The sequence below is a fragment of the Klebsiella sp. GG_Kp173 genome (assembly GCF_040062415.1).
Taxonomy (GTDB): Bacteria; Pseudomonadota; Gammaproteobacteria; order Enterobacterales; family Enterobacteriaceae; genus Klebsiella; species Klebsiella quasipneumoniae.
This window is the reverse complement of sequence record NZ_JBEAFZ010000012.1, coordinates 1-22084: the sequence shown is the minus strand read 5'-3', so window position 1 is coordinate 22084 and position 22084 is coordinate 1. Positions and strand designations below refer to the sequence as shown.

Sequence of the window (22084 nt, the reverse complement as noted above, 5' to 3'; positions counted from 1 at the left end):
TCCCCGGGCTACCACGATAATCCCGCACGCTAGCCCGGCGAAGGCGTCAGCCGGTAGCCGGGGAAACAGCAACACGAATCAGCGCTGCTTACGCACCTTGGTCGCTTTCAAAATGACGAACTTATTGTTCGTCGCAATCGTCGTGCAATTACCAAACGCGCGCTTCAGCTTACGGAAGTAATCGAGGTGGCGGTTGCCGACGACGTACAGCTCGCCGCCGTATTTCAGGCTGCGGCGGGCGTCGTTAAACATCTGCCAGGCAATATGGTCGGTAATGGCGTGCTGCTGATGGAACGGCGGATTGCACAGGATCGCCGTAAAGCGGTCCGGCTCAATGCCGGAGAGCGAGTTGTTGACCATAAATTCACAGCGGTCGATATCGTCCGGCAGGTTGTGCTCGACGTTCAACCGGCTGGAAGCCACCGCCATGTGCGACTCATCGGTGAACATGACCCGCGCGTTCGGGTTCTGCGCCAGCGCCTGCAGGCCAATCACCCCGTTGCCGCAGCCGAGATCGGCGATCTCGCCTTCTAAATTAGACGGTAAATGCTGCAGGAAGAAGCGCGCGCCGATATCCAGACCGCTGCGGGCAAAAACGTTGGCATGGTTCTGGATGGTCCACGGCGTGCCGTCCAGCTTCCAGCTGTAGGTTTGCGGCGCATCGGCCAGCTCAGGGGCGGTGAAAACGCAGTGGATCAGACGCGCTTTTTTCCATGCCAGCGAGGTGGTGGTGGTACCGAGAATTTTTTCAAACAGCGCCAGCGTCGAGTTATGCACATCGCGGGCTTTCGCCGCGGCGATAATACGGGTTTCCGGCGTCACCACTTGGCGCAGGGCGCGCAGCTGCTGTTCCAGCAGCGCCAGCTGCTTTGGCACCTTAATCAGCACCAGCGCCGGCGCGGCCGGCAGCGGGCTCAGGCTATCCTGAAAGCGCACACTCTCTTCATCAATGCCGTTCATCCGCAGGTTGTGGCGGGTCGCCAGCTCGGAAATAAAGGAATCGTTGATGCTGACAGGGTTGCGCTCCGCCAGCGCGCAGGCGAGCGCGCCGAAGCCGTCGTTGAAGATGAGCGTCAGGCCGTCGACGTCATTCACCTGTTGCAGCAGATATTCATCCGCCGCTTCCCACGCCTGAAGCGCTTCTTCTTCAGCGTTAGGTGGGAACCGCTCTAATGTGAATAACTCACCGTTTAACTCTGCCTGGCTCATCGCCTCTCCGCCTCCGGAATAGTAAAACCCGCGAGTTTATACGCAAATCCTGTCCAGTTGAAGAGAGATCGCTGATCATCGCCGCTCAGCGTAGATCGCCCTCGTCATCGGCTTGCAGCAGCGTTATCGACGCGCGGGCACCGGGCATCAGCTGCTGCAGATAGCCTACCAGCCGCTCTCCCGCCTCTTGCAGGGCCGACAACGGCATCGCCGGCAGGCTTTCGAGAATAAACCACATCGTCTGCGCGCCGCTGTCCAGCCGGGTACGTACGCCCTGTCGCCAGTTCCAGCGTCGGCAGGTTACGCCTATATCATCCCGCCAGATGACTTCGCCCGGCTCCGGATATTCCACCACCGGCTCCGCCGATTTTAGCGTATCGAATGGCTCATCGCCGCGGGCAATGGCCAGCCGCGGTTCGCCACGATAGGCGGCCAGATTTTCCCCACCGACCGGGACGGCATAGCGAATGCTGATCGCGTTGTAGATATCCACTACCGGATCGATGGCTGGCAGGCTCCCCTCTTTCCGCACCCGCTTGCGCAGCGCCTGCGCCGAACAGGGGGTACGTTTCGCCTTCGCGCCGAAGGCGCTGAAGGCTTCATCCCATGCCGCCAGGTGCGCTTGCGCCCAGGGCACATCATCCTGCTGCACCGCCTGGCAGGCCTCGGCCAGCGCCTGCTCCGCGATGGAGGGGTTGGCCACCGGCGCACTCTCCACCACAATACTTAATGCCCGAAAGCCCGGCGCCAGGCGGCTGACCGCAGATTCGATTGACGGCGTTACGCTACGCATTCGATAATCCTGTAATGACCAATTTGTTTCATCATAGTGACCAATGAACGTAAAAGTCAATATAACGACCGATTCAGGATCTGATGTCGACCAGGTAAGTCGCGCCGTCGCCACGCGGCTGAAGGCCTACCGTAAATCGAAAAAAATGTCGCTGGACGAGCTATCGCGCCGGGCCAGCATCAGCAAAGGTATGCTGGTCGAGATGGAAAAAGAGGCCGCCAACCCCAGCATTGCGATCCTCTGCAAACTCGCCGCCGCGCTGGGCGTATCGGTGGCGGATATTGTCAATGTGGCAAGCGAACCCGCGTTGCATATTATTCCCGCCGAGCAGATCCCCACCCTCTGGCAAGGCCCGCAGGGAGGCAGCGCCAGGCTTCTCGCCGGCACCGCCGGGCCGAATATGATTGAGCTGTGGCGCTGGGAGATGCAGCCCGGCGAAGCCTTTACCTCGCCCGGCCACCCGGCGACGACCTTCGAGCTGCTGCACGTGGAAGCCGGCGCGCTGACGCTGACGCTTGGCGAGACCTGCCGCACGGTGGCGGTCGGAGAATCCGCGGTGGCCCGCACCGAAATAGAGCACGGTTACCGCAATGAGGGTACCGCGCCGCTGGTCTTTACCATGACCGTGGCTGAACTGCCCTCCTGACAGACGTAATGATAAGACGATGACAAAACTCATTTATTTACAGGGCTATCCTGAATCTCTGCTGGCGCAGGTGACCACGTTAATCGAGCAAGACCGCCTCGGCGAGGTGCTGCAAAAGCGCTATCCGCAAGGGCACGACGTTAACAGCGATAAAGCGCTATATCAGTACACCCAGGACTTGAAAAACCGCTTTCTGCGCGGCGCGGCGCCGATCAACAAAGTGATGTATGACAGTAAGATCCACGTGCTGAACAATGCGCTCGGCCTGCATACCGCCATTTCCCGCGTTCAGGGCGGCAAGCTGAAAGCCAAAGCGGAGATCCGCGTGGCGACGGTATTTCGCGACGCGCCGGAGGCCTTTCTGCGCATGATCGTGGTTCATGAGCTGGCGCATCTGAAAGAGAAGGATCACAACAAGGCTTTCTATCAGCTGTGCTGCCATATGGAGCCGCAATACCACCAGCTGGAGTTCGACACCCGCCTGTGGCTGACGCACCTTTCGTTGAAGCGTTCTGCGTAGTCACGCACTGGTTTTGTCATGGGGGCATGATAGAGTGGCGACAGGTTCCCTTTAATGGAGTTCGTCACCGTTTATGATACGTTTCGCAGTTGTTGGCACAAACTGGATCACTAAGCAGTTTGTCGATGCCGCCCATGAAACCGGCAAATATAAACTTACCGCCATCTACTCCCGCAGCCTCGAACAGGCGCAAGCCTTCGCCAATGACTATCCGGTCGAGCATCTGTATACCTCGCTGGAGGCGCTGGCGCAAAGCGACGCCATTGATGCGGTGTATATCGCCAGCCCGAACTCCCTGCACTTCCCGCAGACGCGGCTGTTCCTGAGCCACAAGAAGCACGTCATTTGCGAAAAACCGCTGGCGTCGAATCTACAGGAGGTCGAGGCGGCCATCGCGGTGGCGAAAGCCAACCACGTGGTGCTGTTTGAAGCCTTCAAAACCGCCAGCCTGCCCAACTTTCTGCTGCTGAAGGAAACCCTCGGCAAAGTGGGTAAACTGCGTAAAGCCTTCATTAACTACTGCCAGTACTCTTCGCGCTACCAGCGCTACCTCGACGGCGAAAACCCCAACACCTTTAATCCGGCGTTCTCCAACGGTTCGATTATGGATATCGGCTTCTATTGCCTGGCGTCCGCTGTGGCGCTGTGGGGCGAACCGCGGGCCGTTCATGCCACCGCCAGCCTGCTGGACAGCGGCGTGGACGCCCAGGGCACCGTGGTGCTGAGCTATGACGACTTCGACGTGACGCTGCATCACTCCAAGGTGAGCGACTCGGCGATCCCCAGCGAAATTCAGGGGGAAGAGGGGGTACTGGTGATCGAAAAAATCTCCGAGTGCCAGAAGCTGGCGTTTGTGCCGCGCGGCGGCAAAGCCCAGGACCTGACGCAGCCGCAGCATATCAATACTATGCTGTATGAGGCGGAGACCTTCGCGCGGCTGGTGGAAACAGAGGATGTCGACCATCCGGGCCTGTCTGTGAGCCGTATCACGGCGAAACTGTCGAGCGAAATTCGTCGCCAGACCGGGGTGATCTTCCCGGCCGATACGCAGCCGCTGGCGTAAAAGAGTGTAAAGGCCCGTCTGGCCGCCATTGACGAAAACCGCCTCGTGACATATTTTGTTACGAGCAAAGGGGAGTAACTTCCTTGCCGGCCGATCGTCATTACGATGCGTGTAATACCGCATCCGGTCGCCGGGCAATCACCAAAGCCCATCGCGATGAACTTTGGTTGTTGTAAGTGAGACCTTGCCGGAAGGCGAGGTCTATGCATAAAAGCGCAGCGGCTGCCGTCTTCCGACGTCAGCCGTTTTTGTTTTTATGTAAGGAATATCAAATGAATACTGTCGGCACGCCGTTGCTATGGGGTGGATTCGCTGTCGTCGTCGCGATCATGTTGGCGATCGACCTGCTGCTTCAGGGACGACGCGGTTCGCATAGCATGACCATAAAGCAGGCCGCTGGCTGGTCTATCCTCTGGGTCACACTTTCTCTGTTGTTCAACGCCGCGTTCTGGTGGTATCTGGTGCAAACCCAGGGCCGCGCCGTCGCCGATCCGCAGGCCCTGGCCTTCCTCACCGGCTATCTGATTGAAAAAGCGCTGGCGGTCGATAACGTCTTCGTCTGGCTGATGCTGTTCAGCTACTTCGCCGTGCCGCCTGCTCTGCAGCGCCGGGTGCTGGTGTATGGCGTCCTCGGGGCGATTGTTCTGCGCACCATTATGATCTTCGCCGGCAGCTGGCTTATCTCCCAGTTCGACTGGCTGTTGTACGTCTTCGGCGCCTTCCTGCTGTTTACCGGCGTGAAGATGGCGCTGGCGAAAGAGGACGATTCCGGCATCGGCGACAAACCGCTGGTGCGCTGGATCCGCAGCCATCTGCGAATGACCGATAAAATCGAGAGCGAGCGCTTCTTCACCCGTAAAAATGGGGTGCTGTTCGCCACGCCGCTGCTGCTGGTGTTGATTCTGGTCGAGCTGAGCGATGTGATATTCGCCGTCGACAGTATCCCGGCGATCTTCGCGGTCACCACCGACCCGTTTATCGTGCTGACCTCGAACCTGTTTGCCATTCTCGGCCTGCGCGCCATGTACTTCCTGCTGGCGGGGGTCGCTGAGCGCTTCTCGATGCTCAAATATGGCCTGTCGGTGATCCTGGTGTTTATTGGCGTGAAGATGCTGATCGTCGACTTCTACCATATCCCGGTCGCCATCTCGCTGGGGGTCGTGGGCGGCATCCTGACCGTCACGCTGTTGATTAACGCCTGGGTCAACAAGCAGCACGACAAGCAGCGCAAACTGCCTGAATAACCTGCCTGGCGCGCCGTCGGCTCCCGCTGGCGGCGCGGTAATCGGCTATAGCAGACCTTCTCATAACGAGAATGCCTGCTCATGTCACAATTATGTTACTGCGTAGTTAAAAAATCAGATCCAGATTAAAATCACAGTATTTTACGCTTCCCGCCAGGCTTTCTTTCCGTATACTCGGCTATGCAAACATCTATTTACATCCTGACATAAACGTAACAAATAATACGTGGCTGGGATGGCTTGCTACATCACTGGAAGGAATGAATTATGACAACACGCACTCCCCCATCAGGGTGGCTCTCCCGCCTGGCGCAAGGCAGCCTGGTGAAACAAATTTTAATCGGCCTGGTGCTTGGCGTGCTGCTGGCGCTGGTCTCTAAGCCAGCGGCTATCGCCGTCGGCCTGCTGGGGACCCTGTTCGTCGGCGCGTTAAAGGCGGTAGCGCCGGTGCTGGTATTGATGCTCGTCATGGCCTCGATCGCCAACCATCAGCACGGACAAAAAACCAGTATTCGCCCTATTCTGTTTCTCTATCTGCTGGGCACCTTTAGCGCGGCGCTGACCGCGGTGTTGTTCAGTTTTCTCTTTCCGTCGACTCTGCACTTAACCACCGCCGCCGACAGCATCACGCCGCCGTCGGGGATTGTTGAGGTGCTGCGTAGTCTGCTGATGAGCATGGTATCCAACCCGGTCGACGCCCTGCTGAACGCCAACTATATCGGTATTCTGGTGTGGGCGGTGGGGCTTGGCTTCGCCCTGCGCCATGGTAACGACACCACTAAAAACCTGATCAACGATGTCTCCCACGCGGTGACCTTTATCGTTAAAGTGGTGATCCGCTTTGCGCCGCTGGGGATCTTCGGCCTGGTCTCTTCCACCCTGGCAACCACCGGTTTTGAAACGCTGTGGGGCTACGCCCAGCTGCTGCTGGTACTGGTGGGCTGTATGCTGCTGGTGGCGCTGGTGATTAACCCGCTGCTGGTGTTCTGGAAGATTCGCCGTAACCCCTATCCGCTGGTGCTGACTTGCCTGCGCGAAAGCGGCGTCTACGCGTTTTTCACCCGCAGCTCCGCCGCCAATATTCCGGTGAATATGGCGCTATGCGAGAAGCTGAACCTGGATCGCGATACCTATTCGGTCTCCATTCCGCTGGGGGCGACCATCAATATGGCGGGCGCGGCAATCACGATTACCGTGCTGACGCTGGCGGCGGTCCATACGCTGAACATTCCGGTGGATCTGCCGACGGCGCTGTTGCTGAGCGTGGTCGCTTCGCTGTGCGCCTGCGGCGCCTCCGGCGTGGCGGGCGGTTCGCTGCTGCTGATCCCACTGGCCTGTAATATGTTTGGTATTCCGAACGATGTGGCGATGCAGGTGGTTGCCGTCGGCTTTATCATCGGCGTGCTGCAGGATTCCTGCGAAACCGCGCTGAACTCCTCCACCGACGCCCTGTTTACCGCCGCCGCCTGCATGGCGGAAGACGACCAGCTGGCGAAAAACGCCCTGCGCAGTTAATGCCTTTCCCCTCCGCTACCGCGCGGAGGGGCTCTCTTCCTGCACCGCGTTTTCAACCCTGAACGGATCGATACCCCGCTTTTGCATCCGGCGGAAGCGAATGATATTCAGGCCGTTGACGATCAGGAAGCTACCTTCAATCAGCGTCCCGCCAATCGAACCCAGCCACAGGTTATGCGTCACCCAGCAGGCGGTAGAGCACCACATCACGCAGCGGACGGTCAGCCCTTTACAGCGAAACAGCGCCCAGGTGCTGGCGACAGTGCCAATAATCGGCAGCAGCTCCATAGCATGGTGCAGCTTGCCAAGGCCGAGGATCAACGTCAGCAGGATAAAGACTGTCATCACCCACAGGCTGCGGGTGCGCAGGGAAATGACCGTGCGGAGCGCATTAAGCCCGGCGCTCATCCCGGCAGGCGCGGCGCCCATCAGGAAAAAATGGACGCCGATAACGGCGCTATAGACCGCCAGCTGAAGCCTGAAGCGACGTTCGTCGCGGTTGATAAAGGTGGTAATGCCGATAAGAAAGGCGATGACGCCGACGCCCTGAGCCAGCCAATACGCGGTCATGAAAGCTCCCAGAGAGAAAAAACAAACGGCGCTTCACAGGCTGAAACGCCGCTGCTGCTTACCCGATGACGCTGCGCTATCAGGCCAATGCGCGATCAACGCCGCCCGGGCGCCAATATGAATGCGCCTTTACAGGGTAACACCGCTTTTAAAGATGGCCAGCTCGCGGAAGTCATTCTGCTCATTACAGGTCGGTTTGCCGTTGGCGAAAGCCACAATGGTATCCACGAACTCCTCCAGCAGCTGTGGCATCGCTTTGCCGTGGATCAGCTGTCCGGCATCGAAGTCGATCCAGTGCTTTTTCTTTGCCGCCAGCTCGCTGTTGGTGGCGATCTTCACCGTCGGCACAAAGCCGCCGTACGGCGTGCCGCGGCCGGTGCTGAACAGCACCATATGGCAGCCGGCGCCGGCCAGCGCGCTGGTGGCGACGGCATCATTGCCTGGCGCGCTCAGCAAGTTCAGACCATGAACCTTCAGACGTTCGCCGTAGCGCAGGACATCCACGACCTGGCTGGAGCCCGCTTTCTGGGTACAGCCCAGCGACTTATCCTCGAGGGTGGTGATCCCCCCAGCCTTGTTGCCCGGAGAGGGGTTTTCGTAAATAGGCTGGTCGTGCGCGATAAAGTACTGCTTAAAGTCATTGACCATAGTCACCAGCTTGTCGAAGGTCGCTTCGTCGCGGCAGTGGCTCATCAGCAGCTGTTCAGCGCCGAACATCTCCGGCACTTCGGTCAGCACGGTGGTGCCGCCGTTGGCGATCACGTAGTCTGAGAAGCGCCCCAGCATCGGGTTGGCGGTAATGCCGGACAGGCCGTCAGACCCGCCGCACTCGAGGCCAAACTTCAGCTCGCTCAGCTTACCCGGCTGACGTTTATCCTGACGCATCACGTCATACAGCTGGTGGAGATGCGCCACTCCCGCCTCCACTTCATCGTCCTGATGCTGACAAACCATAAAGTGCACGCGCTGCGGATCATACTCGCCCAGCGTTTCGCGAAAGGCCTCCACCTGGTTGTTTTCACAGCCAAGGCCCACCACCAGCACCGCCCCGGCGTTCGGATGGCGAACCATATTCTGCAGCATGGTGCGGGTATTGAGGTGATCGTCCCCGAGCTGCGAGCAGCCATAGGTATGGCTGAAGAGATGCACTCCATCGATGTCCTCAGCGCCGTTTGCCTCTTTCAGAAAACGGTTCTGCATCTGGCGGGCCATGGCGTTGACGCAGCCGACGGTCGGCAGGATCCACAGCTCATTGCGCACGCCGACGTCGCCATTGGCGCGACGATAAATCTGCACGTCGCGATCCGCTGGCTGCGGCGGTTGGGCAACCTGCTCCGGTTGATAGCGATACGCGTCAAGGTCGCTGAGATTGGTGCGCGTATTGTGCGCATGGACATGCTCGCCCGGCGCGATATCCGCCAGCGCATGGCCAATCGGCAGCCCATACTTAACGACGTTTTCCCCTTTCGCGATAGCGCGCAGTGCAAACTTGTGTCCGCGAACGATATCCTGACCGAGGGTGACCGGGTCATTGTCGATCGTCACCACGCTACCGGCCGTCATATCCGCCAGCGCGACCGCGACGTTATCCTGCGAATGGATTTTGATGTATTGCATATCAACCGACCTCTGGTCTTAGTTCAGTTCAATGGCGAAATAGTCACGCGCATTGTTAAAGCAAATGTTTTTCACCATCTCGCCCAGCAGCGCGATATCCGCAGGCGCTTCGCCGGCGGTCACCCAACGGCCGATCATCTGGCACAGAATGCGGCGGAAGTATTCGTGGCGCGTGTAGGAGAGGAAGCTGCGGCTGTCGGTCAGCATCCCGACAAAGCGGCTCAGCAGGCCGAGCTGCGCCAGCTGGGTCATCTGCCGCTCCATACCGTCTTTCTGATCGTTGAACCACCAGCCGGAGCCGAACTGCATCTTGCCCGGCATCCCTTCGCCCTGGAAGTTACCGATCATGGTGCCCAGCACTTCGTTATCGCGCGGGTTCAGGCAGTAGAGAATGGTTTTCGGCAGCAGGTTCTCTTCGTTCTGCTTGCTCAGCAGCTTAGACAGCTCTTCAGCCATCGGACGATCGTTGATCGAGTCAAAGCCCACGTCCGGGCCTAACAGTTTGAACTGACGCAGGTTGTTATTGCGCAGCGCGCCGATGTGGTACTGCTGCACCCAGCCGCGACGAGCATACTCTGCGCCGAGGAACACCAGCACCGCGGTTTTGAACTGCGCCACTTCGTGTTCGCTAAGGGTTTCACCAGCCAGGCGACGCGCCAGAATGGCGTCCAGCTCGGCGTCGGTCGCTTCCGCAAACAGCACTACGTCCAGGGCGTGGTCGGAGACTTTGCAACCGTGAGCGGCAAAGTGGTCCAGACGTTTGGTCAGCGCGCTTTGCAGGTCCGCAAAACGGCGAATATCGGTGTCGGACACTTCACCCAGCTTAGCCATATAGTCATTGAAGGTCGCCTGCTCGATGTTGAACGCTTTATCCGGGCGCCAGCTCGGCAACACCTTGATATCAAATGAAGTGTCTTTGGCGACAACCGCATGGTGTTCCAGGGAATCAATCGGATCGTCGGTGGTGCCGACCATCTTCACGTTCATCTGCTTCATGATCCCGCGGGCGGAGAAGGCGTCCTGCGCCAGTAACGCATTGCACTGTTCCCAGATCTCATCGGCGGTGGAAGGTGACAGCAGCTTACCTGTAATACCAAATGGGCGACGCAGCTCTAAATGGGTCCAGTGGTATAACGGGTTGCCAATCGTGTGAGGCACGGTGGCTGCCCAGGCGTCAAATTTCTCGCGATCGGAGGCATCCCCGGTACACAGACGCTCCGGCACGCCGTTAGTGCGCATCGCGCGCCATTTGTAGTGATCGCCTTTCAGCCAGATGTCATACAGATTTTTGAAACGATAATTTTCGGCAACCTGCTGCGGCGGAAGGTGGCAATGGTAGTCGAAAATAGGCTGATCTTTCGCGTAATCGTGGTACAGGCGGCGGGCAAATTCGCTATCGAGTAGAAAATCTTCGGTCATAAACGGTGTCATTCGTGTGTCCTCTTCGCTCCGGAACAGGAGCCTTTCAGATGATTGACTACAATGCTGACAAAGTTATCACACCAATTTCCACAGACTGAACTGTTTTTCGTGAGTTAGATCAATAAACGCTGATAAAAAAAACCGCCTGTCCACGGCAAACGTCTCGCCAGGGCGCGCCGTATCTGGCTTTCCTCGCCAGTCATAAAGACCACACTAACTTTCCCACTTTTGTGACAGCACTCAACTTTTAAAGTTGTATGACAAGTTATCTTTCTGCCGTCGCAACATATAAACCGACGGAATGCTTTACCGGTGTTGATGGCATCGGCTTATACGGAATGGATACCGACTTTTTACATAACAACTGATGGTAAGGTTCGGGCCAGAGGGGACCGCCCTCCTGAACCCTCCGTTTCGCTTTCCCGACCGCGTATCGCCGTCAGGAGAGGCCGCACCTGGTGCGGAGAAATTACAGACGATGAGGTTTACATGCGTAAAATTAAAGGGTTACGTTGGTACATGATCGCACTGGTGACGCTGGGCACCGTGCTGGGCTACCTGACCCGTAACACCGTGGCGGCGGCCGCGCCGACGCTGATGGAAGAGTTACACATCTCGACCCAACAGTACTCCTATATCATTGCAGCCTATTCCGCTGCCTATACCGTCATGCAGCCTGTCGCAGGCTATGTCCTTGATATTCTGGGGACTAAAGTCGGCTATGCCTTCTTCGCTATCGCCTGGGCGATATTCTGTGGCTCGACCGCCCTCGCCGGCAGCTGGGGTGGCCTGGCGCTGGCCCGCGGCGCGGTGGGCGCGGCGGAAGCGGCGATGATCCCCGCCGGGCTGAAAGCCAGCTCCGAATGGTTCCCGGCGAAAGAGCGCTCTATCGCAGTGGGCTACTTCAACGTGGGTTCCTCTATCGGCGCCATGATCGCGCCGCCGCTGGTGGTGTGGGCGATTGTCATGCACAGCTGGCAGATGGCGTTCATTATCTCCGGGGTGCTGAGCTTCGCCTGGGCCATCGCCTGGCTGATCTTCTACAAACACCCGCGCGATCAGAAGAAATTATCTGACGAAGAACGCGACTACATCATTGGCGGCCAGGAGTCTCAACACCAGACCAATAACGCGAAGAAAATGTCGCCGTGGCAGATCCTGCGCAACCGTCAGTTCTGGGGTATCGCCCTGCCGCGTTTTCTCGCCGAGCCGGCCTGGGGTACCTTTAACGCCTGGATCCCTCTGTTCATGTTTAAGGTTTACGGCTTTAACCTGAAAGAGATCGCCATGTTCGCCTGGATGCCGATGCTGTTCGCCGACCTCGGCTGCATCGTCGGTGGATACCTGCCGCCGCTGTTCCAGCGCTGGTTCGGCGTCAATCTGATCGTGTCGCGTAAAATGGTGGTCACCATGGGCGCTCTGCTGATGATTGGCCCGGGGATGATCGGCCTGTTCACCAGCCCGTACGTGGCGATTGCCCTGCTGTGCATCGGCGGGTTCGCTCACCAGGCGCTGTCCGGGGCGTTGATTACCCTCTCTTCCGACGTCTTTGGCCGTAACGAAGTCGCTACCGCCAACGGTCTGACCGGGATGGCCGCCTGGCTGGCGAGCACCATGTTCGCCCTGGTCGTCGGCGCGCTGGCAGACACCATCGGCTTCAGCCCGCTGTTTGCGGTACTGGCGGTCTTTGACCTGCTGGGCGCGCTGGTCATCTGGACGGTGCTGAAAAACAAACCGGCTGACGATGACACGCCGCCGCTTAGCAGCCGCAAACCGGCCACCCAGAGTTAGAGACGCTTATGCTGAGGTGATCGCCTGCCAAGCCGCCTTCTCAGGCGGCTTTTTCATCCCTGCCAGTGGTGGAAATCGCGTAAAAGTGGTATAACAAATCGAATATTGTCGCCATCTTGCGGGAGCGAATATGGAAATCATTGAACCACGCCGTCTTTATCAGCAGCTTGCCGCTGAGCTGAAGACGCGCATCGAACAAGGTGTCTACCTTGTAGGGGATAAGCTGCCCGCCGAGCGCTTTATCGCCGATGAAAAAAACGTTAGCCGCACCGTGGTTCGTGAAGCCATTATCATGCTGGAAGTGGAAGGGTATGTCGAAGTCCGCAAAGGGTCGGGCATTCACGTCATCTCTAACCATCCGAAATACCAGCAAGTGGCCGATGAAAGCCTTGAGTTCGCCAACTATGGCCCCTTTGAGCTGCTGCAGGCGCGGCAGCTTATTGAAAGCAATATCGCCGAATTCGCGGCCACTCAGGTGACCAAGCAGGACATCATGAAGCTGATGGAGATTCAGGAGAAAGCGCGCAACGAGAAGTGTTTCCGCGACTCCGAGTGGGATCTGCAGTTTCATGTCCAGGTGGCGCTGGCCACGCAGAATAGCGCCCTGGCGGCGATCGTGGAAAAAATGTGGACCCAGCGCGTGCATAACCCGTACTGGAAAAAGCTGCATGAGCATATCGACCTGCGCACCGTCGATAACTGGTGCGACGACCACGATCAGATCCTGAAGGCGCTGCTGCGAAAAGATCCGAACGCCGCCAAACTGGCGATGTGGCAGCATCTGGAAAATACCAAGCAAATGCTATTTAACGAAACCAGCGACGACTTTGAATTTAATGCCGATCGCTACTTATTTGCCGAAAACCCGGTGGTTCATCTCGATACGGCGGCCAACGGCGCGAAATAAGCCTTTATCCTCCCGGCGCGCGGCCCCTGCGCGCCTGTTCCCCAGGCAGGCTGAGGTAAGCAAAACATATATAGTGTCAGCCTGTGTAAATCCTCTCGCCTCACATCGCCGCAATCAGCAAAATCAACGAGCAACACCTTGCAATTTCTCTGACGGAAAGTCAGGCGATTTGTTACAATTAGATGCATTTTGCCGTTCTGGGAGTAGGTATTGACTTACTTCAGTTTTATACAGGGAAGCGTTCAGAGCGCCGAAGCAGCGACCATAATCTCATAAAAATCTTGTCGCCCTACATGCCACGCGCTCAGACGTGCCGTTAACCGATGTACCAGGAATCGTGAATGGAACTATTAACCCAGTTATTGAATGCCTTGTGGGCTCAGGATTACGAAACGCTCGCGAATCCCTCCATGATTGGCATGCTGTATTTTGTCTTGTTTATGATTTTGTTCCTTGAGAACGGGTTACTGCCTGCCGCGTTTTTGCCGGGGGACAGCCTGCTTGTGCTCGTGGGCGTGCTGATCGCCAAAGGGGCGATGGGCTTTCCGGAAACGTTGCTGCTGCTCACCGCCGCCGCCAGCCTCGGCTGCTGGCTGAGCTATATCCAGGGGCGCTGGCTAGGCAACACACGGATCGTGCAAAACTGGCTGTCGCATCTGCCCTCTCACTATCATCAGCGCGCGCATCACCTGTTTCATAAGCATGGCCTCTCCGCGCTGCTGATCGGCCGCTTCATCGCCTTCGTGCGCACGCTGCTGCCGACCATCGCCGGGCTTTCCGGTCTCAATAACGCCCGCTTTCAGTTCTTTAACTGGATGAGCGGCCTGCTGTGGGTGCTCATCCTGACCTCGCTGGGCTATCTGCTGGGCAAAACCCCGGTATTCCTTAAGTATGAAGATCAGCTGATGTCCTGCCTGATGCTCCTGCCGGTTGCGCTGTTGGTCTTCGGACTGATCGGCTCGCTGGTGGTGCTGTGGAAGAAAAAATACAGAAGCCGGGGCTGATGATGGTCATAAAACGCCCTTCCCTGCGCCAGCTCAGCTGGCTGCTGGGTGGCTCTCTTTTGCTCTGCGCGCTGTTCTGGCTCTGGCTGGCGGTGCAGCAGCAGGAGGCCACGCTGGCGATCCGTCCGGTTGGCCAGGGCGTCAGTATGCCGGATGGTTTCTCCGTCTGGCATCACCTCGACGCTAACGGTATCCGCTTCAAGAGCATTACGCCGCAAAAGGATGGCCTGCTGATTAAGTTTGATTCCACCGCCCAGGGCGCGGCGGCGAAAGAGGTTCTCGGTCGCGCTCTGCCACATGGTTATATTATCGCCTTGCTGGAGGACGATAACTCGCCCACCGCCTGGTTATCCCGCCTGCGCGACGCGCCGCATCGGCTCGGGTAAACGGCCGTCAGACTGCGTTTTCAACGCAGTCTGGTGGTTTCCCGCATTTGTTACTATGCTTAAACCTGCGTGAATCAACGCATTCACGTTTACCAACGGGAACGGGTTTATCCTCCGGGTATACCCTAAGACAATGGAAGGTACTATCCATGAAACACCGCATCGCTCTGCTTCTGGCCCTGTCTTCACTTAGCGCCAGCGCCATAGCCGCCTCTCCCTGCCAGGAAAAAGAGCAGGATATTCAACGAGAGATCAGCTATGCCGAAAAGCATCACAATCAAAGTCGCATTGATGGGCTAAATACCGCGCTACGTCAGGTACGGGAGAACTGCAGCGACAGTAAACTCAAAGCCGATCATCAGCAAAAAATTGCCAAACAGCGGGAAGAGATCGCTGAACGTCAGCGCGATCTGCAGGAAGCCCGGAAGAAAGGCGATGCGGACAAAATCAACAAACGCCAGCATAAACTCAATGAAGCGCAACAGGAGTTGAAAACGCTGGAGTCTCGGGATTACTAATCACCATTAACTTTCGCAATACGGACCACGCTACAGGAGAACGACATGGCTAAAGAGAATGTGACTGACGACCTTCGTGCAGAACTGAAAACGCTGGCGGACACCCTGGAGGAAGTACTGAATTCCTCGGCGGACAAGTCGAAAGAAGAGATGGGTAAACTGCGCAGTAAAGCGGAGAGCGCGCTGAAAGAGAGCCGCGCCCGCCTGGGTGAGACCAGCGAAGCGATTTTGCGTCAAACTCGTGAGACCGCCGCGCGAGCGGATGATTATGTTCGCGAAAATCCGTGGACTGGGGTCGGGATAGGCGCCGCCGTCGGGCTGGTGCTGGGTGTCCTGCTGTCGCGTCGCTGATTATGGCGAATACACAACACACGCAGGGGCCGGGTCAGCGCGTCTTCTCCATTGGCCAGCGTATCGTTACGCTGCTGGTCGAAATGGTGGAAACAAGGCTGCGCCTGGTCGTCGTGGAGCTGGAGGAGGAGAAAGCCAACCTCTTCCAGTTGCTGATCATGACCGGACTGACGCTGCTATTTGCCGCGTTTGGCCTCATGAGTCTGCTGGTGCTGGTTATCTGGGCCGTTGACGCTCAGTACCGCCTGCACGTCATGATCGCCACCACCGTCGTGCTGCTACTCGCCGCCGCGATTGTCGGAATCCTTACCTTACGTAAGGCGCGACGCTCCACGCTGCTGCGCCTGACGCGGAAAGAGCTGGAGAACGACCGTGCCCTTCTGGAGGAAGATAAACCATGAATGGCCGACAGGAGCGTGAACGGCAAAAGGCGCAGCTGCTGCGCCAGATCCAGCAGCAACGGCTGGAGCTGAGCGCCTGTCGCCGCCACTGGCTGGATGCGACTGCGCCCTTAGACCGAGGCTGGCATACGCTGCTCAGTTTACGTTCGTGGCTGATGGTAGGCAGCGGTCTGATGGCCGTGTGGTCCGTACGGCACCCGCATTTTTTAATGCGCTGGACCAAACGCGGACTGGGTTTATGGAGTACCTGGCGGCTGGTCCGCGGGATCCTGCGCCAGTCGACACTCCGCTAGCCGCCCGGAGCGCGGGCGCTTTTCCCGGCGCCCCGCTCTGCCACTTCCCCGCCCGATACGCAACGCCGTTCGTAACAGCTTGCCTCCTGGCCGTCATCCGCGGTCAGCCACTCCTCTTACCCGCCTGGCCAGGCCTATACCAGGAGCGGTAGTGATCCATCGCGTTCAGGAATCTTTCGCCCCCCCTCTTGCCGATTACTCAGAAACTTTGAACTAGATCTACAGTTTTCCTTGCTAACAATTCCCTCTCCGCCTCGCTACTATCCTCTCCATCGACAGCAACACCGCGTAACTACGCGGGATTGCGCTAAAAAACAAAACCGCCGCCCTTTGGGTTTTCTGGAGTAAGAAATGAAAAAATTAGAAGATGTTGGTGTACTGGTAGCGCGCATTCTGATGCCGATTCTGTTTATCACTGCAGGATGGGGCAAAATCACCGGTTATGCGGGAACCCAGCAGTATATGGAAGCCATGGGCGTACCGGGCGCGCTGCTGCCGCTGACCATCCTCCTTGAATTCGGCGGCGGACTGGCGATTCTGTTCGGTTTCCTGACCCGGACCACCGCGCTGTTCACCGCAGGCTTTACCCTGTTGACCGCGTTCCTGTTCCACAGCAACTTTGCGGAAGGCGTGAACTCCCTGATGTTCATGAAAAACCTGACCATCGCTGGCGGTTACCTGCTGCTGGCCATTACCGGACCGGGCGCATTCAGCATCGACCGTGTACTGAATAAGAAATGGTAAGCGCACTATACTGAATGAATGAAAAAAGCGAGGAGACCACTCCTCGCTTTTGCTATCTGAAGTCTGAAGGAGGAACAAAGATGGGACAATTAGTCGACGGCGTCTGGCAGGATACCTGGTATGACACAAAATCCACCGGTGGGCGTTTTAAGCGTTCCGTTTCCGCCTTCCGTAACTGGCTCACCGCCGATGGCGCGGCCGGCCCGAGTGGCGAAGGGGGATTTGCGGCGGAAAAAGATCGCTATCATCTGTACGTCTCTCTCGCCTGCCCGTGGGCGCATCGCACGTTAATTATGCGTAAGCTGAAAGGACTGGAGCCCTTTCTTCCTGTCTCCGTGGTCCATCCGCTGATGCTGGAAAACGGCTGGACCTTTGACGACAGCTTCCCGGAAGCCACCGGTGACACCCTTTATCAGCACGATTTTCTCTATCAGCTGTATCTGCACGCCGACCCGCACTACACCGGCCGCGTCACCGTCCCGGTACTCTGGGATAAAAAACAGCAGACCATCGTCAGCAATGAGTCGGCAGAAATCATCCGTATGTTTAATACCGCCTTCGATGGCCTGGGCGCCAGAGCCGGGGATTACTACCCGCCGGCGCTGCGGGAACAAATTGATGAGCTGAACGGCTGGATCTACGACAACGTCAATAACGGCGTGTATAAAGCCGGCTTTGCCACCAGTCAGCAGGCTTACGACGAAGCGGTGGATGCGGTGTTTACCTCACTGGAGCGGCTGGAGCAGATCCTCGGTCAGCATCGTTACCTGACGGGCAATCAGCTGACGGAAGCGGATATTCGCCTGTGGACGACGCTGGTACGCTTCGACCCGGTGTATGTGACCCATTTTAAATGTGACAAACGACGCATCAGCGATTATCTCAATCTCTACGGTTTCCTGCGCGACATCTACCAGATGCCGGGTATCGCGGAGACGGTGAGTCTTCCGCATATTCGTCACCACTATTACCGCAGCCATAAAACCATTAACCCTACCGGCATCATCTCCATTGGGCCGCAGCAGGATCTCAGCGAACCGCACGGTCGCGACCAGCGCTTCCGTTGATCCGTCGGGCGCCAGTGATGGCGCCCAATAATTCAGAAAACAGATATTTACCCACCATTCATTCACGTCTATTCTTATTGCGATCGCTTAAAAAACAAGTGATTGACGGTTAATTGAGGCGTAGAAATGGACTGGTATCTCAAGGTATTAAAAAACTATATAGGATTTGGCGGCCGTGCGCGGCGCAAAGAGTACTGGATGTTTATTCTGGTCAACCTCATCCTGACCGGCGTATTGAGCATCATCGATAAAATGCTGGGCTGGCAGCGGGCGGGCGGCGAAGGCATTCTGACGACCATCTATGGCATACTGGTCTTTTTACCGTGGTGGGCGGTGCAGTTTCGGCGTCTGCACGACACCGACCGCTCGGCATGGTGGCTGCTGCTGCTGTTGATCCCGGTCATCGGCTGGCTGGTGATTCTGATCTTTAACTGCCAGCGCGGAACGGAAGGCAACAACCGATTCGGGCCCGATCCAAAACCCTTTTCATACTAAATCTTCCTGCTCCTCCCGCTAGCGGGAGGAGCGTTCTCGACTATCTGCCGGCAAAAAGCTTAGGGATCTCGCGCAGGCACCAGGACTTCGCTTCGCCCATGCTGTCCCGTCGCCAGGCCATGATAATGTCAATTTCATTGGTATATTCCGGACTGACCACCCGCAAGCGTCCTTCGGCAATATCCTTCTCCACCAGCGGATAGGGCATGGTCGCCACGCCTAACCCGGCCAGAAGCGCCTGGCGCTTATCTTCAATGGTGCTCACCGTTAAGCGCGGCTGTTTATCCAGCAGCTGAACGGTGAGAACGGGCCGCTCGCGCGCGGTATCCGCCACCGCGACGCCACGGTATTTCACGCGGGTGACCTCAGAGAGCGGTTCAGGCTCCTGATGGATCGGGTGGTCCGGCGCCGCGACGTACACGCTGAGCACCGAATAGAGTTTGCGCGAGTTAATCTCCGAGGAGGAACGAAAATGCATATCCGGCGCGACAACGATATCCGCCCGCCCCTGCTCCAGCCGCTCCCAGGCACCGGCCAGCACCTCAGTGATAATCGACAGCTGGGTGTTGGACTTGGTCGCCAGTTTCTCAATCAGCGGAAACAGATCCGGCGTGGGCACCAGCGCTTCAGTGACGATCGTCAGGTGAGTTTCCCAGCCGCGTGACAGGGCTTCGGCGTCGGTGGTGAGCTTGTCCGCCGCCTCGAGCAGCACGCGCCCGCGCTCCAGCAGCATCCGTCCGACATTGGTGAACTTTGTGCGATGACCTGAGCGGTCAAACAGCACCACGTCCAGCTCCTCCTCCAGTTTTTGCATGGTGTAGCTCAGGGCGGAAGGCACGCGTCCCAGCTCATCAGCCGCGGCAGCGAAGCTCCCGCGACGGTCGATCGCATCCATCACGCGTAACGCTTCCAGCGTTAATGCTCTCTCTTTGGCCATCGCTTTCTCATTCAGGAAATTTGAACATACCGGGCAGAATATCTGGCTAACAATACAGCGTCCATACCTTTACCATTGATTTAGTGTAAAGAGAGGTCAAGAACATGATTACTACCCGAACAGCCAAACAATGCGGACAAGCAGACTTCGGCTGGCTGCAGGCCCGCTACACCTTCTCCTTTGGCCACTACTTCGACCCGAAATTACTGGGCTTCGCGTCCTTACGCGTTCTCAATCAGGAAGTGCTGGCGCCAGGCGCTTCCTTCCAGGCCAGAACATACCCAAAAGTCGATATCCTGAACCTGATTCTGGAAGGCGAAGCGGAGTATCGCGACAGCGACGGCAACCACGTGCAGGCCAAAGCCGGTGAAGCACTGCTGATCGCCACCCAGCCTGGCGTGAGCTATAGCGAGCATAATCTGAGCAAAGAGCAGTCGTTAACGCGGATGCAGCTGTGGCTCGATGCCTGCCCGCAGCGGGAAAACCCGTTGCAGCAGAAAATCGAGGTCGCCAACGCGCCGCTACAGCTGCTGGCCTCACCGGATGGGGGGAATAATAGCCTCCAACTTCGCCAGCAGGCCTGGGTCTATCATATCGCGCTGGAAAAAGGTGAGCAGATCAACGTGCAATTGCATGGGCCACGCGCCTACCTGCAGTCGATCCACGGCACGGTCCATGCCGTCGCGCAGGAACAACCAAAACAGGCTCTCACCTGTGGTGATGGGGCATTTATTCGTGACGAAGCTAACATTACCCTCGTCGCCGATACGCCGCTGCGCGCTTTGCTGATAGATTTACCGGTGTAACAACGGAAGTGATGGAGTCTGTCAGTGAGTAAGAAGAAAAACAGAAAAAAGGCGTCTCCGACGCCGCTAGCCCCGACGCCGCCGGAAACCGTCGGCGTCGTCAGCTTTGGTTATGATGAGATGCTTAGCGAACTGGAAGCCATTGTTGCCGAGGCGGAGATTCGCCTGCGGGATGAAGAAAGTCTCGCCTGAACCTGCAGTATGGATTATTCGGCTATCCTTGATGACTTCCCACTTATATCGGCCCCGAAAGGGGCCGATGGCATTATTCACTCAGCGCGTCGGCAAGATCTTTTTTCACCTGGGTACGCTGCTCGGGTGTCAGTACCTGATTCACATCAAAATAGTACTTCACGCGATAATAACGTACCTGTTGATCAATTTTACTGAAAGCCGCCAGCTGATCCTTCACCGCTTTCTCATTCCATTTACCGGAATCAATCACGTTAATCAGCGCGCCATCTTTAATGTTTTGCTGTGAAATCTGCTGCACATTATTTTCCAGCTGCTGATGCAGGCTTTTAATTTTCGCCACCTGATCGCTGGTGAGTTTTAAGTGCTGGACAATAGGATCCTGCGCTGGCGCTGGCGCCGCCTGCACGTCCGCGGCCTGTGCCGTCAGAGAGAAACTGCTGGTAAGAAGGGTGGCGAACGCAATACGGGTTATTAATTTCATTGTCTTATCCTGATGTGAAATTGCCAGAAATAGCGGTTTATTATTTTACAGCCGGGAGTGAATAATTGTAAAAAATAATACCTAAAGATTATTTTCATTCGTGATAAGAATAAAAACACCAAACGCATTGATTACATGAATGAGGTCACTATGTTAATTCGTACAATCCATACAACAACATTAACTCATTACCTTCAATTAAAGAAGCAGATCAAATAGTTGACAGTGGTGACTTTTTCTTTAATTTAATCAGCGCACATCACGTTATCCAGTGAATCAGGGATATCATTAAAAAAATAAATAGGGAGATAGGTATGTTATTACGCTTTCGTGTATTACCGTTGGTATTTTTCATATTGTTGTTAAGCGGCTGCGGCCTGGCCTCTAAAGCCTTTTATTCCGCAGGCGATAAATTATTTCAGCCGGGAGATGACGCCGTCGCTTCGATGCAAACGTATTCCGTCGCGCAGTTTCTGCAGCCGTTTACTCTCAATCCGGCGAAGGCCAGCAGCGATTATCTGGGTAAATGGGTTAAGGTGCGCGGCGTGATTGTCGACATTCGCAGAATGAGCGGCATCGCCGGCAGCTACTATTTTATCGTGACTATGCGCGATGAGCAGAATAAAACGGATAAACGTCTGACCTTTAATTTTGGATCGCATAACAGCGCAGACGTCGAGTCTTTAAGCAACGGCAGCATCGCCACGATTATCGGCCAGGTTCATCAGGTGCAAGATTCCACGATACCGACGCTACAGAATCCTAAGGTGGTTAAATAACGCTAGCTGACCGGTAAGCCGCGGGTTTTTGGTATAGCGTCGTGGACAGTCATTCATTCGCGTCACGGATTCAGATAGCAAAAACCCCGCCGGAGCGGGGTTTTGGTATAGAGAGGTGAAACTGACCGATAAGCCGCGTGTTTTTGGTATAGCGTCGTCGACAGTCATTCATCCTGCGTCCGGTATTCAGATAGCAAAAACCCCGCCGAAGCGGGGTTTTGACATAAAGAGGTGAAACTGACCGTTAAGCCGCGTGCTTTTGGTATAGCGTCGTGGACAGTCATTCATCCTGCGTCCGGTATTCAGATAGCAAAAACCCCGCCGAAGCGG

Annotated in this window: 26 protein-coding genes; 19 read left to right on the top strand and 7 right to left on the bottom strand. The window is 56.7% G+C overall.

The window, feature by feature from the left end:
• Positions 1-78 precede the first annotated feature (78 nt).
• Positions 79-1209 carry a 23S rRNA (guanine(1835)-N(2))-methyltransferase RlmG gene (rlmG, locus tag ABLU50_RS08770; protein ID WP_087833165.1) on the bottom strand — a complete coding sequence of 377 codons (1131 nt, stop codon included), beginning with the start codon at positions 1207-1209 and terminating at the stop codon, positions 79-81.
• 85 nt (positions 1210-1294) lie between these two features.
• Positions 1295-2002: a B3/4 domain-containing protein gene (locus tag ABLU50_RS08765; RefSeq protein ID WP_087833166.1), complete on the bottom strand. Its 708-nt coding sequence runs from the start codon at positions 2000-2002 to the stop codon at positions 1295-1297.
• Positions 2003-2045: 43 nt separating this feature from the next.
• Here ABLU50_RS08765 and ABLU50_RS08760 point away from each other — a divergent pair, with 43 nt between their 5' ends.
• From ABLU50_RS08760 to sstT, 5 genes are all read left to right on the top strand, one after another.
• Complete coding sequence (locus ABLU50_RS08760; protein ID WP_087833167.1) at positions 2046-2648, top strand: XRE family transcriptional regulator; 603 nt, start codon at positions 2046-2048, stop codon at positions 2646-2648.
• 19 nt (positions 2649-2667) lie between these two features.
• The gene (locus ABLU50_RS08755; RefSeq protein WP_023319188.1) at positions 2668-3168 is read left to right on the top strand and encodes a M48 family metallopeptidase; all 501 of its coding nucleotides are present in this window, start codon (positions 2668-2670) and stop codon (positions 3166-3168) included.
• A gap of 73 nt (positions 3169-3241) precedes the next feature.
• Complete coding sequence (locus ABLU50_RS08750) at positions 3242-4231, top strand: Gfo/Idh/MocA family oxidoreductase (RefSeq protein WP_087833168.1); 990 nt, start codon at positions 3242-3244, stop codon at positions 4229-4231.
• Positions 4232-4503: 272 nt separating this feature from the next.
• Positions 4504-5475: a TerC family protein gene (locus ABLU50_RS08745; RefSeq protein WP_060656502.1), complete on the top strand. Its 972-nt coding sequence runs from the start codon at positions 4504-4506 to the stop codon at positions 5473-5475.
• 267 nt (positions 5476-5742) lie between these two features.
• On the top strand, positions 5743-6990 hold the full coding sequence (gene sstT, locus ABLU50_RS08740) for a serine/threonine transporter SstT (protein WP_023319190.1): 1248 nt from the start codon (positions 5743-5745) through the stop codon (positions 6988-6990).
• A 15-nt stretch (positions 6991-7005) separates the two neighbouring features.
• Here the strand turns inward: sstT and ABLU50_RS08735 are convergent, their stop codons facing one another.
• The 3 genes from ABLU50_RS08735 to uxaC form a co-directional block, all read right to left on the bottom strand.
• Positions 7006-7560, bottom strand: coding sequence for a YgjV family protein (locus ABLU50_RS08735; protein ID WP_106479236.1), 555 nt, complete (start codon positions 7558-7560; stop codon positions 7006-7008).
• Positions 7561-7689: 129 nt separating this feature from the next.
• On the bottom strand, positions 7690-9177 hold the full coding sequence (locus ABLU50_RS08730) for an altronate dehydratase family protein (RefSeq protein WP_004206117.1): 1488 nt from the start codon (positions 9175-9177) through the stop codon (positions 7690-7692).
• Positions 9178-9195: 18 nt separating this feature from the next.
• Positions 9196-10608, bottom strand: coding sequence for a glucuronate isomerase (uxaC, locus tag ABLU50_RS08725; RefSeq protein WP_087833170.1), 1413 nt, complete (start codon positions 10606-10608; stop codon positions 9196-9198).
• Positions 10609-11088: 480 nt separating this feature from the next.
• Between uxaC and ABLU50_RS08720 the strand changes: the two genes are divergently transcribed.
• The 11 genes from ABLU50_RS08720 (at position 11089) to ABLU50_RS08670 (ending at position 18556) form a co-directional block, all read left to right on the top strand.
• The gene (locus ABLU50_RS08720; protein WP_004206119.1) at positions 11089-12390 is read left to right on the top strand and encodes an MFS transporter; all 1302 of its coding nucleotides are present in this window, start codon (positions 11089-11091) and stop codon (positions 12388-12390) included.
• 130 nt (positions 12391-12520) lie between these two features.
• Positions 12521-13297: a transcriptional regulator ExuR gene (gene exuR / locus ABLU50_RS08715; protein WP_004206120.1), complete on the top strand. Its 777-nt coding sequence runs from the start codon at positions 12521-12523 to the stop codon at positions 13295-13297.
• A 341-nt stretch (positions 13298-13638) separates the two neighbouring features.
• Positions 13639-14301, top strand: a complete 663-nt coding sequence (gene yqjA, locus ABLU50_RS08710) for a DedA family general envelope maintenance protein YqjA (protein ID WP_004206121.1) — start codon at positions 13639-13641, stop codon at positions 14299-14301.
• 8 nt (positions 14302-14309) lie between these two features.
• Positions 14310-14687 (top strand): EnvZ/OmpR regulon moderator MzrA, encoded by a 378-nt coding sequence (gene mzrA, locus ABLU50_RS08705; RefSeq protein WP_072096611.1) that lies wholly within the window; start codon positions 14310-14312, stop codon positions 14685-14687.
• A 149-nt stretch (positions 14688-14836) separates the two neighbouring features.
• On the top strand, positions 14837-15205 hold the full coding sequence (locus ABLU50_RS08700; RefSeq protein WP_004206124.1) for a DUF1090 domain-containing protein: 369 nt from the start codon (positions 14837-14839) through the stop codon (positions 15203-15205).
• A gap of 45 nt (positions 15206-15250) precedes the next feature.
• A complete protein-coding gene (locus tag ABLU50_RS08695) occupies positions 15251-15556 on the top strand; it encodes a YqjD family protein (RefSeq protein WP_002917916.1) in 306 nt (101 codons plus the stop codon).
• Positions 15557-15558: 2 nt separating this feature from the next.
• Positions 15559-15957, top strand: coding sequence for a phage holin family protein (locus tag ABLU50_RS08690; RefSeq protein ID WP_004206125.1), 399 nt, complete (start codon positions 15559-15561; stop codon positions 15955-15957).
• Complete coding sequence (locus tag ABLU50_RS08685; RefSeq protein ID WP_004206127.1) at positions 15954-16250, top strand: YqjK-like family protein; 297 nt, start codon at positions 15954-15956, stop codon at positions 16248-16250. Before ABLU50_RS08690 ends, ABLU50_RS08685 begins: the two co-directional genes overlap by 4 nt.
• Positions 16251-16601: 351 nt before the next feature.
• Complete coding sequence (locus ABLU50_RS08680) at positions 16602-16994, top strand: DoxX family protein (RefSeq protein WP_002917920.1); 393 nt, start codon at positions 16602-16604, stop codon at positions 16992-16994.
• A gap of 80 nt (positions 16995-17074) precedes the next feature.
• Positions 17075-18061, top strand: coding sequence for a glutathione S-transferase family protein (locus ABLU50_RS08675; protein WP_004206129.1), 987 nt, complete (start codon positions 17075-17077; stop codon positions 18059-18061).
• Between the two features lie 126 nt (positions 18062-18187).
• On the top strand, positions 18188-18556 hold the full coding sequence (locus tag ABLU50_RS08670) for a DUF805 domain-containing protein (RefSeq protein ID WP_017900662.1): 369 nt from the start codon (positions 18188-18190) through the stop codon (positions 18554-18556).
• 40 nt (positions 18557-18596) lie between these two features.
• Here the strand turns inward: ABLU50_RS08670 and ABLU50_RS08665 are convergent, their stop codons facing one another.
• Positions 18597-19493, bottom strand: coding sequence for a LysR family transcriptional regulator (locus ABLU50_RS08665; protein WP_004144865.1), 897 nt, complete (start codon positions 19491-19493; stop codon positions 18597-18599).
• A gap of 104 nt (positions 19494-19597) precedes the next feature.
• Here ABLU50_RS08665 and ABLU50_RS08660 point away from each other — a divergent pair, with 104 nt between their 5' ends.
• Both ABLU50_RS08660 and ABLU50_RS08655 read left to right on the top strand, forming a co-directional pair.
• Positions 19598-20299 (top strand): pirin family protein, encoded by a 702-nt coding sequence (locus tag ABLU50_RS08660; protein WP_004206132.1) that lies wholly within the window; start codon positions 19598-19600, stop codon positions 20297-20299.
• Between the two features lie 24 nt (positions 20300-20323).
• A complete protein-coding gene (locus ABLU50_RS08655) occupies positions 20324-20491 on the top strand; it encodes a hypothetical protein (RefSeq protein WP_004206134.1) in 168 nt (55 codons plus the stop codon).
• A 73-nt stretch (positions 20492-20564) separates the two neighbouring features.
• Here ABLU50_RS08655 and ABLU50_RS08650 read toward each other — a convergent pair whose 3' ends face one another.
• Positions 20565-20975 carry a Spy/CpxP family protein refolding chaperone gene (locus ABLU50_RS08650; protein ID WP_087833171.1) on the bottom strand — a complete coding sequence of 137 codons (411 nt, stop codon included), beginning with the start codon at positions 20973-20975 and terminating at the stop codon, positions 20565-20567.
• Between the two features lie 314 nt (positions 20976-21289).
• Here ABLU50_RS08650 and ABLU50_RS08645 point away from each other — a divergent pair, with 314 nt between their 5' ends.
• Positions 21290-21754, top strand: a complete 465-nt coding sequence (locus ABLU50_RS08645) for an OB-fold putative lipoprotein (RefSeq protein WP_087833172.1) — start codon at positions 21290-21292, stop codon at positions 21752-21754.
• Positions 21755-22084 lie beyond the last annotated feature (330 nt).

What these genes read in the sequence shown, in the direction of transcription:
- ABLU50_RS08735 (WP_106479236.1), bottom strand. Translation starts at nt 7,560, where the DNA reads ATGACCGCGTATTGGCTGGCTCAGGGCGTCGGCGTCATCGCCTTTCTT.
- ABLU50_RS08660 (WP_004206132.1), top strand. Translation starts at nt 19,598, where the DNA reads ATGATTACTACCCGAACAGCCAAACAATGCGGACAAGCAGACTTCGGC.
- ABLU50_RS08720 (WP_004206119.1), top strand. Translation starts at nt 11,089, where the DNA reads ATGCGTAAAATTAAAGGGTTACGTTGGTACATGATCGCACTGGTGACG.
- ABLU50_RS08680 (WP_002917920.1), top strand. Translation starts at nt 16,602, where the DNA reads ATGAAAAAATTAGAAGATGTTGGTGTACTGGTAGCGCGCATTCTGATG.
- ABLU50_RS08765 (WP_087833166.1), bottom strand. Translation starts at nt 2,002, where the DNA reads ATGCGTAGCGTAACGCCGTCAATCGAATCTGCGGTCAGCCGCCTGGCG.
- ABLU50_RS08650 (WP_087833171.1), bottom strand. Translation starts at nt 20,975, where the DNA reads ATGAAATTAATAACCCGTATTGCGTTCGCCACCCTTCTTACCAGCAGT.
- sstT (WP_023319190.1), top strand. Translation starts at nt 5,743, where the DNA reads ATGACAACACGCACTCCCCCATCAGGGTGGCTCTCCCGCCTGGCGCAA.
- rlmG (WP_087833165.1), bottom strand. Translation starts at nt 1,209, where the DNA reads ATGAGCCAGGCAGAGTTAAACGGTGAGTTATTCACATTAGAGCGGTTC.
- ABLU50_RS08760 (WP_087833167.1), top strand. Translation starts at nt 2,046, where the DNA reads ATGAACGTAAAAGTCAATATAACGACCGATTCAGGATCTGATGTCGAC.
- ABLU50_RS08675 (WP_004206129.1), top strand. Translation starts at nt 17,075, where the DNA reads ATGGGACAATTAGTCGACGGCGTCTGGCAGGATACCTGGTATGACACA.
- ABLU50_RS08755 (WP_023319188.1), top strand. Translation starts at nt 2,668, where the DNA reads ATGACAAAACTCATTTATTTACAGGGCTATCCTGAATCTCTGCTGGCG.
- yqjA (WP_004206121.1), top strand. Translation starts at nt 13,639, where the DNA reads ATGGAACTATTAACCCAGTTATTGAATGCCTTGTGGGCTCAGGATTAC.
- ABLU50_RS08745 (WP_060656502.1), top strand. Translation starts at nt 4,504, where the DNA reads ATGAATACTGTCGGCACGCCGTTGCTATGGGGTGGATTCGCTGTCGTC.
- ABLU50_RS08665 (WP_004144865.1), bottom strand. Translation starts at nt 19,493, where the DNA reads ATGGCCAAAGAGAGAGCATTAACGCTGGAAGCGTTACGCGTGATGGAT.
- ABLU50_RS08700 (WP_004206124.1), top strand. Translation starts at nt 14,837, where the DNA reads ATGAAACACCGCATCGCTCTGCTTCTGGCCCTGTCTTCACTTAGCGCC.
- ABLU50_RS08645 (WP_087833172.1), top strand. Translation starts at nt 21,290, where the DNA reads ATGTTATTACGCTTTCGTGTATTACCGTTGGTATTTTTCATATTGTTG.
- ABLU50_RS08685 (WP_004206127.1), top strand. Translation starts at nt 15,954, where the DNA reads ATGAATGGCCGACAGGAGCGTGAACGGCAAAAGGCGCAGCTGCTGCGC.
- ABLU50_RS08750 (WP_087833168.1), top strand. Translation starts at nt 3,242, where the DNA reads ATGATACGTTTCGCAGTTGTTGGCACAAACTGGATCACTAAGCAGTTT.
- uxaC (WP_087833170.1), bottom strand. Translation starts at nt 10,608, where the DNA reads ATGACACCGTTTATGACCGAAGATTTTCTACTCGATAGCGAATTTGCC.
- ABLU50_RS08695 (WP_002917916.1), top strand. Translation starts at nt 15,251, where the DNA reads ATGGCTAAAGAGAATGTGACTGACGACCTTCGTGCAGAACTGAAAACG.
- exuR (WP_004206120.1), top strand. Translation starts at nt 12,521, where the DNA reads ATGGAAATCATTGAACCACGCCGTCTTTATCAGCAGCTTGCCGCTGAG.
- ABLU50_RS08690 (WP_004206125.1), top strand. Translation starts at nt 15,559, where the DNA reads ATGGCGAATACACAACACACGCAGGGGCCGGGTCAGCGCGTCTTCTCC.
- ABLU50_RS08730 (WP_004206117.1), bottom strand. Translation starts at nt 9,177, where the DNA reads ATGCAATACATCAAAATCCATTCGCAGGATAACGTCGCGGTCGCGCTG.
- ABLU50_RS08670 (WP_017900662.1), top strand. Translation starts at nt 18,188, where the DNA reads ATGGACTGGTATCTCAAGGTATTAAAAAACTATATAGGATTTGGCGGC.